Consider the following 17,399-nt stretch of genomic DNA (forward strand, 5'->3'; position numbering starts at 1 on the left):
CAATGTAAAAATAACAACAATTGGAATTAGAATTAAAACTCGCTATTATAAACTAGTTATTATGTCATTAAATCATCGTTTTCATTCAATACTATAGTTACAGTAAGATTCATTAACTTTTTCACTATATAAGTTGAATTTAAAAAGTTACATTCTTACGCATAGGCGATCAATCGTTTCAGCTTGTCGCTGCTCGACATCTTTTAAGAATGCCCGGACCGCCAAGATAATCTTTTGTACATTGCCGAAGAAAACATTTTGAATGACCGATTCCTTCAACCATTTCCAAACGTCTTCCATTTAATTAAGCTCAGGGCTGTATGCAGCAGGAAGACGAGTTCAAGGCGGTTTCGATTTTCTTCAAGAAATGGTTGAATCAACTTGGCATGGTGGATTCTTGCATTATCGAGAATCATGACAATTTTACCCGCTGGATAAGCAGCCAGAAGTTTTCGCAAGAATCCCAAAAACGTTTTGGCATCGTAGCGTTCCTCTTCTACACAGAAAATTTTACCTGTTTCATATTCGAGCGTTCCAATCAGTTTCAGCCCCTTGTGCTGTCCGTAAGTCGGGATGAGGCGCTGTTTCCCCCGGATGAACCAGGTTCGACCGATTGCTTGATAGTCTCGGATCATCGATTCATCTTCAAACAGGAGATAGTCGATTTGTCCGTTCATCAGTTTTTTTTTAGCGCTGGAAATGTCTGAACACGGAACTTCTCCTGCTTCACCGGATCTGCTTTTTTAAGCGTGTAAGTCGGACGGGTATAGCTAAGCCCCAGTGAATGGAGAAGTCGGGAAGCACCTTTCAAAGTATAGCTCTCATTCCATTTGACATTAATGAGTTGAACCGCAAGGGATAGCGTCCAATTGGCTCGTGCTGGAAATCCGCAGTCGACTGGTGTTTGATAAGCGATGATTTCCTTTAGTTCCCGCAACTGTTCAAATTTCAGTTTCGGCTCTCTACCGGGAGCTGTGCGCCGGACAAGCCCTTCCAGGCCAGACGCTTGATAACCGGCGATATATTTCCCGACGGTGTGTTCGTTGCGTCCGATGATTTCCGCAGCTTCCTTCTGGGTCTTACCTTGAAGGATGAGCTTCACAGCCAGGTAGCGCTCATACATGCGCCGATCATGGGTCTGGTTCATCGCTTCTATTAATTCTTGGATTTGCGCTTCCTTTTCCATGGAGATCTTCCTTTCGGACTTTCTCCAACTACACAACATTATTATCAGAAATGTCAGATATTTAATTCAACTTATATAATTGAATAATCCAATTTTAATTTTTAAATTAGTCTGAAATTATACAAAGCTGATAATAGGAGGAAGTTTAATGGATTCAAAACTTATAACCCTAAAGAAAAATGGACAAATCACGCTTCCAATCAAAATTCGTGAAGCAGTTAGTTTAACAGAGAATGATCAATTAGCAATTACAATTAAAGATGGACAAATTATTTTACAGCCTGTTATTACCATTCCAAAAGACCAAGCTTGGTTTTGGACTAAAGAATGGCAAGAAGAAGAACTCGAAGCTGAGCATGATATAAAAACTGGGAATATAAAAACTTTTCGCAACGCGGAAGAGTTAATTGCAGACTTACGCTCTGAAGAATAATTACAAGAGAATTGGCTAACATATCGTTTTATTAAAGCTTTCTTGGCGTTTAGCACTTTGGGTTATCTATTCCTATCCCCTAGCAGCTGTCTCTTTGAATGACTATTAGCAAGTAAATTAATAAACGTCTTGTAGAGAGGTGTTATATTGAGTAAAGAGATCAATTTATACGTCGATGATTTAAGAGATTGCCCCGAAGGTTTTATAGTAGCTAGAAATATGGATGAAGCTATATTTATGTTGGAGAATTACAAAGTTAACTTACTTTCACTTGATCATGATCTAGGAGAGGATATCCACGGGAATCTTCTTCCAACCGGGTACGATTTAGTGAAGATTTTTTGCGAAAGAGGCTACCATGCGAAAAAGATTTATATACACACAGATAATGGAGCCGGACGTGAAAATATGTTTCACACTTTGAAAGGTGCTCAAAGAAGAGGATTTATCGCTAAAGATATTGACATATACCACTACTCGATAACGATAAACAGGTATTCTGGTAACTAACATCTGTTCTAATTGTTCCATCTATAAACAATATTTTTATGGGAGGGTCCAAATGAAAACTCCATCCAATAAAGAGTTATTATCAGGTGATAGGTTTCAGTCACTTTCTCTGCAAAACCTACTCTCGCTTGTTGAGAATAATGAAAAAGTTGGGATAGTTATCAATGATCAGGTATCTATTGCCATGCTAAAGTGGGATAAGTACGAAGAATTGTTGAATAGTTTGGTAACCCAAGAGAACCGCATTAGTGAAATCGAAAGTCAGTTTGAAGACTTGATTCTAGCAGTAAACGATTCTGCAGCTATTCAAGCAGTGGAAAACGGTCATTCTAAAGAATACGCAGTAGACAATCTTACTGAGGTTTTCGATATGTTACAGCAGCAAAGTAAAAAAAATGACTCTACAGAATCTAATTCTTAGAGTCATTTTCTTTTGTATTCAAACTTTTTAAAATCACGAATTCTTTAAAGATCGGTATTTACTTTGCTAATTTCAATTTCTAACAAAAACCTCGTTCACTTATGGTACAGCTTCACATATCACCCGTTAAATAAGTTTTGTCAATCCTCTGTTTTCTATATTCAAGTGGTATATTTATAGAAAGAAAATACAAATAGAGCTGTTGATATGATGGCTTATTGCCATGTTGATGTACCTAATTATGTGATTTAGAAAGGTTAATCTTCAATAAACGGGCCAGCTTAGTAAGTAATTTCCAATCAGGAGATGTGATGAAAATGGAATTCAATTTAGGGAATGGTGTTTCTCTTCATTTACCTCCTTTACACATTACGATTAGCGCAATTATAATTATCGTTCTTCTAGTTAGATGGAGCAAACAGATCGAAACACGCCGTTTTACGATTTTTTTTATTTTTTAATTAGCGCTTATATTGTTCCCATTTATTCACGAAGTACGGAAAATGGCATTTTCGAATTGTGGATCCCCTTAGGATTTCTTTTTATTATGGCTTATCTGTATAGCAGTAAAAGGTATCATCCAGCTAAAATAAAAGCGAGTGCTTTAGGATTTTGCATAGCGATATATCAACTTATTTTTCAATACGTTGGATAGTTTTGTGTGCCAGAATAGAGCGTGGCCTTTAAGTAAACGTTTTAGAAAAGAGTGGCTCTGACCATTCTTTTCTTTTTTCTTTTTCAGGGTTGAGGTGAAGGTTACAGTCAGTATGCAGGAAGTGAAATCAAACCGTAGTAGAAAACGAGGACAGTAACAACAATCCCCTATTTCTAAAATCAATTGATCTATTTATAAAAAAAGCGCAGGCTAATGATTATGAAACTAATTGCTCCCTCGTTCTGTCTTACTTATTAATCATTCTTAATGTAAATGGAGGTATGGTTATGTGGTTCATATTGGGACTTACCGCAATAACAGCGACTTGTATAAATCTTGTTATGTATGCAATAGGCAAAGATTATAAATTAGCGATGGCAATGGGCTTATCATTTACAGCATTAACCGTTGTCGCGGATTATAGTATGGTGTCCAATTGGGTAGAGGCGGAAGATTGGTCTGCTTTATTAGATGTGGTTCCTATAATGGCAGGAGCATTATGGGTTTTAACGATCCTATCGATTTTGTTAAATATAACACCTATACTTTTGGAGCTAAAAAACAAAAACTAATTACTTATTGTCGCTTCATCTATCTAATGTCAACTAGCTGTCTTTCCTCTATTTTATAACTACGTATTGTATTTATAGAAAGAAACCTAAAGTAGAGCTTTAGGTGTTAAGGGTAACTAAAACGAATGAAGGACGTGTGAATGGAATGGTCGATCTACCTGATAAACCACTATTAACAGGAGAGAAAGTAATTCTTAGACCGTTTAAGAAAAAGGATTTTCCGTTTATAGAAGAATGTTTAAAAGACCCCGAAGTATTAAAATTAACAGGAAGCAATCCAGATTTTGATCAGGAAGCGTCTCTCCGTTGGTATAATACAAGAAATAGACAAACAGATCGCTTGGATCTTGCGATTGTTGACCCATCCAAGGACTTCTTAGTAGGAGAAGTGGTAATTAATGCATACGATGCAAAAAATCACAGTATGAATTTCAGGATTCTCATTGGACCGAGGGGAAGAAATCAAGGATTGGGAACGGAAGCAACTCGACTTATCATTGATTATGTATTTGAAAATACAACACTCAACCAACTAACTTTAAGCGTTTTTGACTTTAATCCAAGAGCCAAACATGTTTATGAAAAGGTTGGCTTTGTACTATCGAGCATTGATAAAAACGATCTGGAGTTCGAAGGCGACTGGATTGACTCTATTAATATGAATTTAACAAGAGAGAATTGGCTCAACAGACGAAAAAATGATTATTAAACGAAAAGGACGTCGGTTTAACTAGCCAAGGACAACTGTACTAATTGCTGACTTGTTCTTCCAAAATCGGGTGCGATTGCTGATCATGTGTTTTAGAAAAGAAGGAGTAACATAGTAAATTACTGTTGCTTATCCTTTGATGCGGAGGTATTTATGAACACTCACTATTATTTAGGTTGGTTTACCGATTTTTTCCCTGAGCGTCTGAGTCAAGGGTTACGGGAGGATATAACGGATAGAAAATCACTCGTTATGATTAGCTCGAATCCCTTAGATACTGAAGCAGATGGTGCTACTGAACGCTCATGGCTTCACCATGTTGGCATTTCATTTGATGACTACCATTTAATCGATCATTGCGTACAGAAGGATGCTGCCCATACATTCATTCAAAATGCTTCTGTCATTTTCTTGTTAGGTGGCGATACGCTTAAACAAAATGAGTTTTTGATGGCCTACGGATTGTCGGAATGGATCCGAAAAAGTAGTGCCGTTGTTATTGGTGGCGACTAAGTAATAGGCATCTCAACTAAATCACGCGCCTGCCTGGTCATATTCCGGTAAGAGATTTGCTTTTTATTTTTTTGATTCTTGAACGATGATTACAGAACTGATCACCATGATCATACCGATGTATTGCCACCTCGATAAGGTTTCGTTGAAAATGAAGAAACCGGTGACAGAAGCGACGACTGGTTCAATGGTTGCGATCATCGATGCACGGCTTGATTCCACATATTGCAGACCTTTCGTGTAGAAAATGAATGGCAGCATCGTGGAAACAAAGCCAAGTCCGATTACGATTCCGATCACTTTTAAATCGGTCAAAGTAGAAACTTTCGAACCTAATCCACTGAAAGGGACAATAGCAACTGTTGTGAAAAGAAACGTATACACCGTTACGGTTAATGAGTCATATTTCGAAAGTGCTGCTTTTCCGAATATGCTGTAAAGAGCATAGAAAAACCCTGATCCCGGTCCAAGGATTAATCCGTAAGGCGAAATAGATGCAGTAGAGCCAGAAAAGATGCCAATGACAAGAGTACTAACGTAATCAGCAAGGCAGTAATTTTCCGAGCGGTTAGTGATTCTTTAAAGAAAATCCGCGATAAAATCCTCACAAACGCCGGTGCTGTATAAAATAAGATAAATGCAATTGAAATAGACGATTCTTTTGTCGAACTAAACAAACACCAATTGAACAGAATAATACTAATAATACCGGTACCTATAAAATACTTGGAGTCCCTCATTTTTATTTTGAAAAAATGACGGTTTTTAATAAAAACATAAAGAACCATAAAGATGGAAGCCGTTAACACGCGAACCGCCACGATTTCAAGGGGAGTAAACCCTATCTCATAAAGATACTTAACGAAAAGCCCGATAACTCCCCAAAGTGATGCGCAATCGCTATGAGTAGCATCACTGATTTATTTTCCATCCCAATCCCTCCTACTATAATCCATTTATACCACCACAGGACTTGTCACCCTATCAAAACCGTGTTTGCATTAAAATCCAGTCTGCTCTTGTTCATGTCGGAAAATTTTTCAGCATTAAATAGTCTTGAGTGGATGGTATCGAGGATTCGTCCATAAATTTTTCCATATTAAAACTGCCTCTCCATTGTTAGTCGCGACTAAAATGGAGACGCAGTTCACAATAAGTAGAACTGTTTATATTGTTTTAAGTAATCATAAGTCACTCAGAAATACCCTAATTTCTTGAGCTCTTCGTAAACGATCCACGAATATTTTTTTCTTCCTGCACTGTTTAAGTGATCGGAATCGATAAAATAGTCTTGGTTGTCTACGAATCGTTGATCATTCATATAATTTAAAAAAGGGACATCTAAGTCCAGCATGTTTAAGTGCTGAAAAACAAGTCGATTCATCGCTTCTTCATCAAAATGGTCTTGATAAGTTTGATGAACTGGCTCCATGGTGAGTATAACTTGGTAACCTTTCTCTTTACAATACGCTACTATCTCTTGTAACTGCTTTATATTTTGTTCAACGTAATTTTTTTCAGCTGCTTCTCTATAGTTCTCTTCTACGTATTCAGACTTTCTTTCCGCATAGTTTTTGCCGTCATTTGCCCAAGATTGATGAGAAGTCCATTTAAAGTCTTTCCATTTACTTGAGAGCGCAGAAGTAAAACTCTCACTATTTGTTCCTGGGAAGTACAAATACTTATAATAATCCAGCAAACGAAACGATTCAATTTGGGTACGATCCAAAATTTCATAATAACGTCCTACGTCCTGGTCCTCACCAGCCACGAACGTCATTTGAGAAATGGACACAATGACGACTCCATCTGGTTTCAAAAACTCGCCGTACTCTTTCAACAATTTAAAGTCGTATTGAAGCGTCTGAGCAGGAAGAGCTAAGTCGAGGTGAGACAAACCCGTCGGCTTAAAATAATAACCATACATAGAGTGAGATGTACCGAGATTGATGATATCAACTGGATATGGATTTTTCTTAAACGACAGTATGTCGTCGTTGATGTTGTAACTCCGAGAATGCTTTACAAAGTTATTTACTGGTATAAACAGTAGTAAAGCCACAGTTATGATAATTGTTAACTTAATGAATAAACGGCCCATGGCAAATCCTTTCGATACAGTACTCTTTTCACTAAAATTACTGAAGGGCTTGCAAACAATATTCCCAAAAAACTTGTATTGAGATTAAAATCCCCCATAAACAAACCCCTGACCCGAAACACCAAACACAAGGACTGAGACAATGATTAAAATATAAACTGCAAATCGAGCGAATGCTGAGCGTTGCGATAGCCAGTTCCAGGTTGAAGTATTTTTTCTTTCGATATACTGAAATAGTTGAACAACGGTAAAGAAAAAAATGAAAACGACTAAATCTAGTAGCGAAAATAGTTCAAATGCTTCCATAATTCCTGAAGGTCTCCACGAGTTCAATGTTAAGAAAAGTTGTGCATTTTCAAATGCATCTGTAACGGAATCCGATCGAAAAAAAACTCTTGAAAAACAAACTAGCAGGAACGTTATTGAAATTTTCACCCATTTATGCAGCGTTGGACTCTTATCCAATTGGATAAATGTCGCCATCTTCCCACGAAAATGTTTTGTATGGTCTCCAAAAACGCGATAAAATCCGTGAATTAGACCCCATAAAATAAAACTCCAAGCGGCTCCGTGCCAAATGCCGCTGATTAAAAAGGTAATCATAATTACTAAATAAATTTCACTTCTCTTCTTTTTCCCTTTACATAACGGAACAAATATATAGTCTCGGAGCCATGTAGAAAGCGTTATATGCCATCTACTCCAGAAATCCGCTATCGAAACAGCAAAGTGTGGTTGCTTAAAGTTTTCTGTTAATTTTATCCCTAGCATTCTCGCACAACCGATGGCAATGTCACTGAGTGCTGAAAAATCAGCGTATAATTGGATTGAGAATAGAATAGTAGCTAGCACAATTTGGGAACCAGTCGGGTCAGGACTATCGTAAACACTAGCTACAATTGGAGCTAGTCGATCTGCAATTAATGTTTTCTTAAAAAAACCCCATGCGATTCGCTTCATTCCATAGCTTAAATTTTCATATTTTAACGTCTGTTCCACTTTAAATTGTGGAAGCAATTTCTTCGCACGTTCAATCGGTCCAGCAACCAATTGTGGGAAAAATGCAAAGTAGATTGAAAAATAGCCGTAGTGTCTTTCTGCTTTTTGCTTTCCTTTGGAGATGTCTACAAGATAACTTACTGCTTGAAATGTATAAAAAGAAATGGCTAATGGCAGGACAATTTCTTGGTATGGTAAGGCATAATTCCAATCCATGTATGTTAAAATTGCTCGAACTGAGTCATTTGCAAAATTAAAATATTTAAACCACCCGAGAAAAAATAACAATGCACAAATACCAACCAGCATGACTTTTTTCTTCTGTTTTTTTGTCTCCTGTTTCTCAATGATAATTCCAGTAAAATATGTAAAAGCTGTGCTTGCAAGTAATAAAAGGATAAAGTAGCTACTCAAAGTAGCGTAAAAACCGTAACTTGCTGCTAGTAAAAGAATCCATCTCCATCGATGCGGAATTAAATAATACGTAAAAACGATTACTGCGAAAAATAAGAGAAACTCAATTGATATAAAAGTCATCCAATCACCTGATAAAAAATAAACTTAAGAATATTTATAAAACGAGATAAACAATACCCCTAAGTGATCCACGTTGTTTAAACCTCTGAAATTTGTTGACCATGTAGGTTCTACGTTATTTCAAAGCTCGCGTAAAAGGTGTAACACTCAGTTAAGGGTTGAGGTAATAATAAATTATCTATATTTAGGTAACTCGGAATAGAGTATCTTCCCGAAATGGTTGCGTGGGATTTCCTCAATTCTTATGACCTTAAAGCCCTTTAAGTTTAATTTCCCCTTAATTATTTTTTTGATTTGAACACAATCTTCTTTTAATGTGTATATATACATTTGGTCATCCGTCCCACCGCAAACACAATCATGACCATACTCATTTAAAAGTTCTTCAACTTCATCTAAGCTGATACGGTTTCCAGAGACTTTAATTATTCTTTTGATTCGTCCAGTTATAAAAAAATACTCATCCTGATCAAAGTAAGCCAGATCACCTGTGTGCAACATACCGTTGTTCTCATCTTTTTTCGAAAGATCGACTAACGACTCAGCATACCCTAAAGAAACATTTGCTCCTTTGTATATCAATTCGCCGATAACATTAGGCGCTGTAATTTTGTTGCCATTGTCATCTTGCAGCATCAGTTCTCCGTCTGGAATGGCAATCCCAATACTTCCGACTTTATCAAGGTTTTTTTCATATGGTAAATAGCTCATCCGCGCCGTTGCTTCAGTTTGACCGTACATGGTAAAAAATTGAATCCCTTTTTGATTACATACTTCAGCAAATTTGTACGATAGATTTGAGCTTAATTTCCCACCTGCTTGAGTTAGTGTCTTTAAACTTGGAAGATTAAACCCTTCAAACTTCAGCCTATCAAGCATCTCATACACGAAAGGAACTCCTCCAAAAGTTGTTACTTGTTGCTCTCTACATAAGTCCCAAAACTCTTTTTTTAAGATAGATACACCCGTTACAATTATCGTCGCCCCGCAAATGAAATGACTATTGATGATCGAAAGACCATAGGAGTAATTCATTGGAAGTGTTGTTATGGGTTTATCGTCTGCCTTGATGTCAAGGTACTTCCCTATGGATTCAGCATTTTTGAAGATATTTTCATAACTTAAGCGGACAAATTTAGGGCTTCCAGTACTTCCTGAGGTTGTTAAAAGGAGCGCAAGATGTTCAGCAAGATCATGTTGGAAAATTGTCGGACATTTAAATAATGTGTAATCTCCAAACACAACTGAACTATCCATTGTTTTTAATAGGTCTTGATTTTCACTACTCGCCCAAATGTATGCAGGCTTATAAAGGTTAATCAGTCTATGCAACCGATCCATCTGGATGGATGCATCCAAAAGGACAGGGACAACACGACCTCTAATAAAGCCCACGTAGCCAAATAAAGACTCTATATTATTTGAACACAAACAAAAAACGAGCGTTCTTTCACCTACATTACCGCAGATAGCGTCAGCAATTTCTAACATTTCAGCGTAAGAGTATTCTTGTTCAGCATATACAGCGGTACGGTTTCCAAACTCCTCAAGTTGTTTGAAACTATTCATTTACAAAGTCTACTCCCAACCGATTCAATAGCTCCATTCCTGACTGGTAAGAATTGAACTCTGTAATCCATTCAGAATCTAATGAAACATCAAAAACATCCTCAATCGTAGAAATGAGAATCATATGCCCAAGCGAATCCCATTCTCTTGTTTCTCCTAATGCTAAATCTCCCCATGCCTCGTCTTCTTCCAATTCCAACGCGTCAATAAATGCACTTCTATATTTTTCGATATTTTTCATCATTTACATCCTTTCAATAATTACTTTCACTTGCATCTGTGCGAAGATTTTTTTCGCTCAACCAATTTCCATATCTGACAAATTTTATAGAGTTCGGCAACTACATCCTGCAGATGACGCTAACGCTTAATGAACTCTAGTAACTCCTTTGGCTCACTTTTAACGAACTTTACTTTAATACCAGTTTCTTTTTCGAACTCCTTATATAATGCATCATCGACATCGTAATGGTGCTTTGTATATACATCTACTTCCTCTTACTCTTCCTTAAAGCTATCTGCAAGCAACTTAATTGACAATGATTATCATAATCAATTATAAGTCTATAATAAAAAAAGTCAATATAGGAATCAAAGGTAACTTTTATGCTTATGAATAAATCCCGAGTCTTTCACGCATCTAAATCTCTCCGTCAATAAACATGGAATGAAAACTTTAAATCACCTAATTAAGAATGGCATCAGCGAGGGTTGTTCATGGCATAAAACACTTCTACATACGAATAATCCCTACAGAACAAAGTAGCCATAAAGAGAAACACCTTGTGAACCTCACCACTTGCTTGATCTCTGATGCTTATAGCCCCTTTAATTGCCGTAACGAACTGCATGCAATCATGGTGAAATATTCGGCTTGTTCAAGAACTTATCAGATCCGCACTATTAAAACCAACTTATTTAGAAGACTGTGCACTTAAGCGGTCTTTTTCACTTCTACAAATAATGTTAGAAAATCTTCTATTTTTATAAACTAGCGGTATATTTATGGAAAGCATTTGGGAATGTAGATGTCACGTCTTACTTACACGTTGATTTAACTAATTATTTAATTAAGAACGGTTAATCTTCGACTACCAGACAAAATAAACTAATATTTAAAAATGACCGAGGTGAAAAGTGTGGTGTTTAATAAAGTTTCTATGCGTATGATATGGCTTCTCCTGTTTCTACTAGTACTGACTTCCAACTTTGCTTTATATCGCACGTCATTAGGAGTCAGCATATTACCGGCTAATACTCAGCTTGTGGTTCTGGGCTCTCTTATCGATCTAACTATTGTGGCTCCCGTATTATTTTTAGCTTGGCAACAAAAATTAAGTTGGAAGTACCTTCTTACATTGATGGCTGGAGGCTTAATTGTCGCTCGCTTTGTGATTCCAATGCAATACTTATCTCCATTTAAGACGCTTACACTCCTGGGCTTTGCAGTGGAAGCTGCGTTCGTTTTGCTTGAGGTATTATTGCTGTTAACGCTCTTTAAGTATTTGCCTGAAATCATCCGAAGTGTGAAGAAAAGTTCTTTACCGCAGCTATTTTCTTTCTCAAATGCAGTCGACCAAAAAGTTAAGAAACAACCGATTATACAAGTAATCTGTTCAGAAATACTAATGTTCTATTACGCTTTTTGCCTTTGGAAAAAAGAGCCTGCACATAAAGAAAATACGTTTACACTTCATCAGAAATCAAGTCTGATTGCATTTTACGTCATGATGATTCATGCGATTGTAGTCGAAACTTTGGGCGTACATTGGTGGCTACATGATAAGTCATTGATCTTATCGTTGCTCTTGTTAGTTGTAAACATCTATTCGATTATGTTATTTTTAGGCGATATCCAGGCTATAAGATTTAATCCTCTGCAAATTGATGATGATCGTCTGTATGTTTCATTGGGATTAATGAAACGTATGGAAATAAGATGGGAGGATATTGACGAGATTATAGAAGACCGTTCCACGCTAGAAAAAAAGCTCAGTAAGAACACAATAGATTTTGTAGCCCGTGATTTTGAGAAAGCTTATCCGGACGTCATAATCTAATTAAAACATCCACGAGAAGCTACGTTGCTGATGGGAATGAAGAAAAATTATGAGCAAGTTGCTATTCGAGTAGATGAACCAGAAAGGTTTAAAGAAGTACTGAAATCTAAACTTTGATTGCAAAAGAGGCACGTGCTTGTGCACAACACAATTTAGAATTTGTAAAACTTGTTAGTTCAAGCAACAGATGCAATTTTGAGTGTAGGTTTGAGAAAAGAGTAGCTCTTGCTACTCTTTTTATTTGTTATCTTATGGATTTAAAGTTGAGATTAAAGTTTACATGAAGTAAGTAAAATCAAACCGACGATTACAGTAGAAAATGAGAACAGTATCGACATTCCTCTGTTTTCATAACCAATAAATTAATGTTCGTTGTTTTTCCGATATAGATTTGAGGTGAAAATCGATCATCTAAGAAACCATATTGATCAATAAAGCAACGAGCATGATTTATCATTGCAGGTATAATGACATTTTCACTTTTTAACGACTATCTAAAAGCTAGTAGCTTATCCACAATGCCCCTTACTTCACCAGTTCTTGGTATAGGGATAACAAGCATTATCTATAATTCAAAAGAAGGATATAAATAATTTCCGTAATCGAGGGCATTTGTTTTTCGGTGCTATGGATTTTCCTCTAAAAACCAACTACTCAACACTCAAAGAAAAAACATAATCCGTAGTCCTTTGTTCCCAAGCTGCTGCAAATTCATAAACCATTTTCCCAGTAGACTCATCGAGCACAACTTCACTGTACGGTCCTTTCATACGATGTTTGGGTCCCCGTATGTACACCTCATAAGAATCCGGCTCCTTTTCAAACTCAAGCTCGATCACTGCATTCGCATCTACTGATGGAGCTTTCTGGTTTTCAGCTAATTCTGCTGGGGAAACCGTTTCTGCTTCAATAGATACCATCGCATTCTCTTCTTTATCAAAATAGCTCCATGCACGTGTGCCGAGAATAGCAGAAACTTTAATCCCCTCCACCACTACTTTGAGGTTTGGCGGAGTTTTAGACACATCTTCCAAATCTTCTATTTGGGGATTTATGTTTTTTACTTCCATCGCTGTTTCTTGTTCTTCAGAGTAAGCTCTTGCCGCCAAGAGTAGAACCCCTACTAAAAACGAGAGTTTGAGTTTCATCATCTTCACTCCTTCTCTTCATTAGACAATGAGTTAAGAGAAAAGTTACGCCACAACAATCATAAAAAAGTAAAACACACTACTCCCGGAACTGTTCAAAGCTTGGGATTGTGTTTTTTAAAATAAATCACAAATAGTATTAGTGCTTTTGCAAATAGACAAATGATTACTTTTCAGTTGAACTAAGGTTGCTAGTTATACCGGAAATGAACTTTTGCTATTACAGAAGAGTCATTCATTTACTTATTTCCCCCATCCTTTTAGCAGGCTGTACGAGCCTTTCAGTAGAAGAAAAAACTTCATAGAATAAGGAATTGCAACAGTTTATACGAAATTTGAAGAAGGAAAAGAAAGCACTGTAGAGCTTCCAATCGAGGTAGTGGAAACTCTGAAGTATCCAAGCATTTTTGAAAGTGAGCCTGAAAATGGTGCTAAAGAAGAACAAAATAATGTGCGATAATAGAAAAAAACAGACACAAAAATCTCTTCAAGAGAAATTTCGTGTCTGTTTTATTTGTGTAGCTCTTTTAACTCGTCTTTATTGAATATAGAGCTTTGTCGTTTTTAATAAATGTCCATACGCTAGCAATCAGTAAAATCACAATTCCGGCTACCAAAACTATTTGAATGGTCGTCGACATTGATGGATCTAGTCGTCCGTTGTTATACGCGCTATAGATACCAAAGAAAGCCCATGCAATGGGAAGTGGAAATGCCGCGTTTTTGTATAACGCCAAGTAGAAGAGGACAAACCCAATGGCAACCAACAAAATGAGGATTGTCCAAATGGAATCGGACACGCCAAAGCCATTCCATTCCTGCTGCACTAAAAATAACGAAATGTTAACGATTGTCGCGATAAAAACCCATGACGCGTAAAGTGTAAAACTGATTCCTGCCAGAGTTGAAGGAAATTGAGAACGATTGACCGTTATTCTTTTTACGATAAAGATCAAGGAGAACAATAGTCCAAAAATTAAAATCGTTGAAATCCCCAATAGTTCGTAAGAAAACGTAACGATCCACGCCATATTAAATAGCGCGCTTGCGATAAATAATGGCGATACCATTCGAATCAATTTACCGACGTTTTCATCTTTTCGTTTGATAAAGAAATAAATTAATGTCACCAGCAGCAAGGTATAAATAACGCCCCAAATTGAAAACGTGAACGGTGCGGGTGAAATGAGCGTCATGTATTTGTCTGATAGATCTTTTTGACTCATGCCATTAAAAAAACCGGACGATCCCAAGTAATTTATGCCTAAGGTTAAAAAGTAAAAAACCAAATTTAAAAGAGTCCATCTCTTTGTTTTTTTCAATGTTTTTTCATCCATCATGACTCAGCCTCCTGGTGTCTATTTTTCATATTGTTGTATGTGTACAAAAAGCGTCTCTCTCATCCTCGCTTTAGTCATAAACACGCGCTGTAGCTGCTCTCGCTCGAAACAGATTGAAGATGACGAGATTAGCTTTATCGATCTCGGACATCGAAAGGCTATGTATGAGCAAAAAAGCTTTTTCTCTTTTTAGATGAATAAGCTTTCGAAAAAAGACTGCCCGTTTTCAAATAATTTAGCAGTCTTCTTTTTCGTTACTCGTATAGTAGACGATTTCCCTCATCCTTTCTTTGATAAACTACGCTTTTCCACTTTTGGTCGCTTTACCTGTTGCTGCATAGACATCGCGCTATTTATGGGGATCGATAATAATTTGCCTGTCATGGTGCAAGGTGTCAATACGATGCGCTTCGTTTGACTTTTCCGAAAGAAAATGTAATATATAAATTACATTCGCAATATATATATTGCATTTTAGTGGAGGCATTTATGAAAAATAATTTAAAAATTGCTCGAATACAAGCTTCTATTAAACAAGATGAATTGGCTTCACTAACCGGTGTTACCCGACAAACGATTGGTTTAATTGAAAAAGGAAGCTATAATCCAAGTCTAAATCTGTGTATTGCAATTGCAAAAGCCTTGAACAAGACGCTGGATGATTTATTTTGGGAGGTTGAGTAAAATGGAAAAAACATGGATTGCTAATTTACTGCCAACAGATGAATACAGAGAAAAACGATTTCTTTACTTTGTTGCGGAATCTGTTTTTATATTGGGGATCATGCTTTCTTTGTATTTAAGCGTTGACCTTTTCTTTGTAGCGTTGGATGTTCCAGGGAATCTGCTGGCACTTTTTTCTTTGGGATTTTTGAGTATCTATATAGTTCTCCGGTCTACGTTGACGGGCATTGAGTTTCCTCAAGTTGCCACATCAAAAAACTTTAAAGCAGAGAAACGTTCTAAAGTTTACGGAGCTCTTCGTTTTTGGATAATCTCTATTATTGTGTACGGTCTATTTAAAGGGATTCCATCCAACCTAGAAGAAGCACTGGATATTTTAGGTCCCTCTACCTTGGCGGCGATTTTTCTCTTTATTTTGAGCTATCTTTCTTTGAGAAAGTCCTATAACAAAAATAAAGAGCTACTGGACGATTAAGAATTGTATGTAATCGGTTATTCGGCAATTAAAGAAAAAAACGCATCAACTCTAGAGCCGATTAAAGCTCAAGGTTGATGCGTTTTCTTTATACAATGAAGTCTTTACTCTTCTATTCCCATCGACTGTTTATACCCTTCCAAATACGTTTTCTCAGACGAACTGCTCATGTCAAACGAACTCATAGCGCGGTGCCAGTTCGGATAGATTGGCACCGGACGCGCGGCGGATTCGATTTGATCATGCTCGTCTTGTGTTAGTTTGATTTCGAAAGAAGCGATGTTTTCTTTTAATTGCTCCTCATTGCGGGCTGCAATGACAATCGGTCCGACGTTTGGACGGTCCCGAACCCAAGCATACGCGATCTGTGGCACAGACGCATTGTGATTTGCTGCGACTTCTTCCAGTACATCGATTACCTGGTAAAGCCGCTCCTGGTCCTGCACCCATGGCTCTGGCCATCCGGCGCCTTGTCGTGTGTTGTCAGGCGCTTTTTTGTTGCGACCAATTTTGCCGTTTAGCAACCCTTCACCAAGTGGACTCCAAATCATCGAACCGATGCCGAGTTCTTGGCCTGCTGGAAGCAGTTCGTATTCCGCTTCTCGTGCTTCTGGTGTGTAATAGATCTGCTGAGTGATTGGGGGAATGTTACCGGATTGCTCGGCAACTGTAAACGTTCGAGCCAGCGCCCAACCACTGTAGTTCGATACGCCCCAATGGCGAATCTTACCGGATTTCACAAGGCTCGTCATTGTTTCCACCGTTTCCTCAACCGGCGTCTGCCCGTCCCATAGGTGAACGAAATAGACATCGAGATAGTCCGTCCCCAAGCGCTCGAGCGACTGGTCGATGGATGTCAGGATGTTGTTTCGCGAAGCTCCTCTAGCGTTAGGGTTGTCTCCCATTGGAAAACCAGTTTTTGATGTCAGCAATAGTTCATCGCGGCGTCCTTTAATGGCTGCGCCTAACACTTTTTCCGCATCTCCTTGTGAATACAGATTAGCAGTATCGAACATGTTGATACCCGCTTCTAGCGACCTGTCCACCATCCGGCGTGCCAGACTTTCATCGATATTGCCTGCTGCTTCAAACCCGTTTGTTCCACTGAAAGGGACCGTCCCGAGTATGTACTTCGGAACACGTAAGCCCGAGTTTCCTAGATAAATAGTTTCCATAATTGCCTCCTTGTATAGATACCTTATTTTTATATTAGACAGTAGTAGAGTACCCTTTGACTGAATAGACAAAACGGTGCCTTTTCCACATTTTTGAAAAACGTCTCTCGAGACCTGTACATTTTCTGCTTTAAAGCCATTAAACCCTGTGCTATACTGACTTTATCAAACGACAGAAAGGCTGATGGGTGGACGATGCGTAACTAATCTTGTTTTAGCGACTGAAATTTATAATTTCAACTCACGCAAAATAGGATTAGTCTGCCCACATCTAGAAAAACTGTCGAGCCATTGCACACAGATGGCTTATTT

17 protein-coding genes and 2 pseudogenes are annotated in these 17,399 nt (G+C 37.7%); 9 read left to right on the forward strand and 10 right to left on the reverse strand.

Going from position 1 to position 17,399, the window contains the following annotated elements:
• Positions 1–147 precede the first annotated feature (147 nt).
• Positions 148–1,186 (reverse strand): annotated as a pseudogene (locus tag BBH88_RS18995) (IS630 family transposase).
• Between the two features lie 148 nt (positions 1,187–1,334).
• On the opposite strand from BBH88_RS18995, the gene BBH88_RS16980 reads away from it, so the two are divergent.
• The 6 genes and pseudogenes from BBH88_RS16980 to BBH88_RS17010 all read left to right on the forward strand — a co-directional run.
• Positions 1,335–1,619, forward strand: a complete 285-nt coding sequence (locus tag BBH88_RS16980; protein WP_065536422.1) for an AbrB/MazE/SpoVT family DNA-binding domain-containing protein — start codon at positions 1,335–1,337, stop codon at positions 1,617–1,619.
• Between the two features lie 147 nt (positions 1,620–1,766).
• On the forward strand, positions 1,767–2,129 hold the full coding sequence (locus BBH88_RS16985; protein ID WP_065536421.1) for a cyclic-phosphate processing receiver domain-containing protein: 363 nt from the start codon (positions 1,767–1,769) through the stop codon (positions 2,127–2,129).
• 52 nt (positions 2,130–2,181) lie between these two features.
• On the forward strand, positions 2,182–2,550 hold the full coding sequence (locus BBH88_RS16990; RefSeq protein WP_065536420.1) for a hypothetical protein: 369 nt from the start codon (positions 2,182–2,184) through the stop codon (positions 2,548–2,550).
• A 942-nt stretch (positions 2,551–3,492) separates the two neighbouring features.
• Positions 3,493–3,777 (forward strand): hypothetical protein, encoded by a 285-nt coding sequence (locus tag BBH88_RS17000; RefSeq protein WP_065536419.1) that lies wholly within the window; start codon positions 3,493–3,495, stop codon positions 3,775–3,777.
• A gap of 145 nt (positions 3,778–3,922) precedes the next feature.
• Positions 3,923–4,486 carry a GNAT family N-acetyltransferase gene (locus BBH88_RS17005; RefSeq protein ID WP_065536418.1) on the forward strand — a complete coding sequence of 188 codons (564 nt, stop codon included), beginning with the start codon at positions 3,923–3,925 and terminating at the stop codon, positions 4,484–4,486.
• A gap of 153 nt (positions 4,487–4,639) precedes the next feature.
• Positions 4,640–4,990: pseudogene (locus BBH88_RS17010) on the forward strand (cyanophycinase); the annotation flags it as partial.
• Positions 4,991–5,062: 72 nt separating this feature from the next.
• On the opposite strand, the gene BBH88_RS19945 reads toward BBH88_RS17010, so the two are convergent.
• The 6 genes from BBH88_RS19945 to BBH88_RS17035 form a co-directional block, all read right to left on the reverse strand.
• The gene (locus tag BBH88_RS19945; protein WP_331244262.1) at positions 5,063–5,575 is read right to left on the reverse strand and encodes an EamA family transporter; all 513 of its coding nucleotides are present in this window, start codon (positions 5,573–5,575) and stop codon (positions 5,063–5,065) included.
• Entirely contained in the window at positions 5,473–5,919 is a 447-nt protein-coding gene (locus BBH88_RS19950) for a DMT family transporter (RefSeq protein ID WP_331244265.1), read from the reverse strand. Before BBH88_RS19950 ends, BBH88_RS19945 begins: the two co-directional genes overlap by 103 nt.
• 275 nt (positions 5,920–6,194) lie before the next feature.
• Complete coding sequence (locus BBH88_RS17020; protein WP_065536417.1) at positions 6,195–7,100, reverse strand: hypothetical protein; 906 nt, start codon at positions 7,098–7,100, stop codon at positions 6,195–6,197.
• 84 nt (positions 7,101–7,184) lie between these two features.
• On the reverse strand, positions 7,185–8,636 hold the full coding sequence (locus tag BBH88_RS17025; RefSeq protein WP_065536416.1) for an MBOAT family O-acyltransferase: 1,452 nt from the start codon (positions 8,634–8,636) through the stop codon (positions 7,185–7,187).
• A gap of 174 nt (positions 8,637–8,810) precedes the next feature.
• Positions 8,811–10,205 carry an AMP-binding protein gene (locus tag BBH88_RS17030; RefSeq protein ID WP_065536415.1) on the reverse strand — a complete coding sequence of 465 codons (1,395 nt, stop codon included), beginning with the start codon at positions 10,203–10,205 and terminating at the stop codon, positions 8,811–8,813.
• Positions 10,198–10,449 carry an acyl carrier protein gene (locus tag BBH88_RS17035; protein ID WP_238323356.1) on the reverse strand — a complete coding sequence of 84 codons (252 nt, stop codon included), beginning with the start codon at positions 10,447–10,449 and terminating at the stop codon, positions 10,198–10,200. Before BBH88_RS17035 ends, BBH88_RS17030 begins: the two co-directional genes overlap by 8 nt.
• Positions 10,450–11,347: 898 nt before the next feature.
• On the opposite strand from BBH88_RS17035, the gene BBH88_RS17040 reads away from it, so the two are divergent.
• Complete coding sequence (locus tag BBH88_RS17040) at positions 11,348–12,265, forward strand: beta-carotene 15,15'-monooxygenase (protein ID WP_331243696.1); 918 nt, start codon at positions 11,348–11,350, stop codon at positions 12,263–12,265.
• Between the two features lie 650 nt (positions 12,266–12,915).
• Here BBH88_RS17040 and BBH88_RS17045 read toward each other — a convergent pair.
• Both BBH88_RS17045 and BBH88_RS17050 read right to left on the reverse strand, forming a co-directional pair.
• Positions 12,916–13,416, reverse strand: a complete 501-nt coding sequence (locus BBH88_RS17045; RefSeq protein WP_238323357.1) for a hypothetical protein — start codon at positions 13,414–13,416, stop codon at positions 12,916–12,918.
• A gap of 524 nt (positions 13,417–13,940) precedes the next feature.
• Positions 13,941–14,753, reverse strand: coding sequence for a TspO/MBR family protein (locus BBH88_RS17050; protein ID WP_238323359.1), 813 nt, complete (start codon positions 14,751–14,753; stop codon positions 13,941–13,943).
• Positions 14,754–15,242: 489 nt separating this feature from the next.
• On the opposite strand from BBH88_RS17050, the gene BBH88_RS17055 reads away from it, so the two are divergent.
• Both BBH88_RS17055 and BBH88_RS17060 read left to right on the forward strand, forming a co-directional pair.
• Positions 15,243–15,437, forward strand: coding sequence for a helix-turn-helix transcriptional regulator (locus BBH88_RS17055; RefSeq protein WP_006828371.1), 195 nt, complete (start codon positions 15,243–15,245; stop codon positions 15,435–15,437).
• A 1-nt stretch (position 15,438) separates the two neighbouring features.
• Entirely contained in the window at positions 15,439–15,912 is a 474-nt protein-coding gene (locus BBH88_RS17060) for a hypothetical protein (RefSeq protein ID WP_065536412.1), read from the forward strand.
• Between the two features lie 104 nt (positions 15,913–16,016).
• Here BBH88_RS17060 and BBH88_RS17065 read toward each other — a convergent pair whose 3' ends face one another.
• Positions 16,017–17,087: an aldo/keto reductase gene (locus BBH88_RS17065; protein WP_065536411.1), complete on the reverse strand. Its 1,071-nt coding sequence runs from the start codon at positions 17,085–17,087 to the stop codon at positions 16,017–16,019.
• Positions 17,088–17,399 lie beyond the last annotated feature (312 nt).

This window comes from Planococcus antarcticus DSM 14505, assembly GCF_001687565.2.
Lineage (GTDB): Bacteria > Bacillota > Bacilli > Bacillales_A > Planococcaceae > Planococcus > Planococcus antarcticus.

What these genes read in the sequence shown, in the direction of transcription:
- BBH88_RS16980 (WP_065536422.1), top strand. Translation starts at nt 1,335, where the DNA reads ATGGATTCAAAACTTATAACCCTAAAGAAAAATGGACAAATCACGCTT.
- BBH88_RS16990 (WP_065536420.1), top strand. Translation starts at nt 2,182, where the DNA reads ATGAAAACTCCATCCAATAAAGAGTTATTATCAGGTGATAGGTTTCAG.
- BBH88_RS17000 (WP_065536419.1), top strand. Translation starts at nt 3,493, where the DNA reads ATGTGGTTCATATTGGGACTTACCGCAATAACAGCGACTTGTATAAAT.
- BBH88_RS17005 (WP_065536418.1), top strand. Translation starts at nt 3,923, where the DNA reads ATGGTCGATCTACCTGATAAACCACTATTAACAGGAGAGAAAGTAATT.
- BBH88_RS17020 (WP_065536417.1), bottom strand. Translation starts at nt 7,100, where the DNA reads ATGGGCCGTTTATTCATTAAGTTAACAATTATCATAACTGTGGCTTTA.
- BBH88_RS17025 (WP_065536416.1), bottom strand. Translation starts at nt 8,636, where the DNA reads ATGACTTTTATATCAATTGAGTTTCTCTTATTTTTCGCAGTAATCGTT.
- BBH88_RS17030 (WP_065536415.1), bottom strand. Translation starts at nt 10,205, where the DNA reads ATGAATAGTTTCAAACAACTTGAGGAGTTTGGAAACCGTACCGCTGTA.
- BBH88_RS17035 (WP_238323356.1), bottom strand. Translation starts at nt 10,449, where the DNA reads ATGATGAAAAATATCGAAAAATATAGAAGTGCATTTATTGACGCGTTG.
- BBH88_RS17045 (WP_238323357.1), bottom strand. Translation starts at nt 13,416, where the DNA reads ATGATGAAACTCAAACTCTCGTTTTTAGTAGGGGTTCTACTCTTGGCG.
- BBH88_RS17050 (WP_238323359.1), bottom strand. Translation starts at nt 14,753, where the DNA reads ATGATGGATGAAAAAACATTGAAAAAAACAAAGAGATGGACTCTTTTA.
- BBH88_RS17055 (WP_006828371.1), top strand. Translation starts at nt 15,243, where the DNA reads ATGAAAAATAATTTAAAAATTGCTCGAATACAAGCTTCTATTAAACAA.
- BBH88_RS17060 (WP_065536412.1), top strand. Translation starts at nt 15,439, where the DNA reads ATGGAAAAAACATGGATTGCTAATTTACTGCCAACAGATGAATACAGA.
- BBH88_RS17065 (WP_065536411.1), bottom strand. Translation starts at nt 17,087, where the DNA reads ATGGAAACTATTTATCTAGGAAACTCGGGCTTACGTGTTCCGAAGTAC.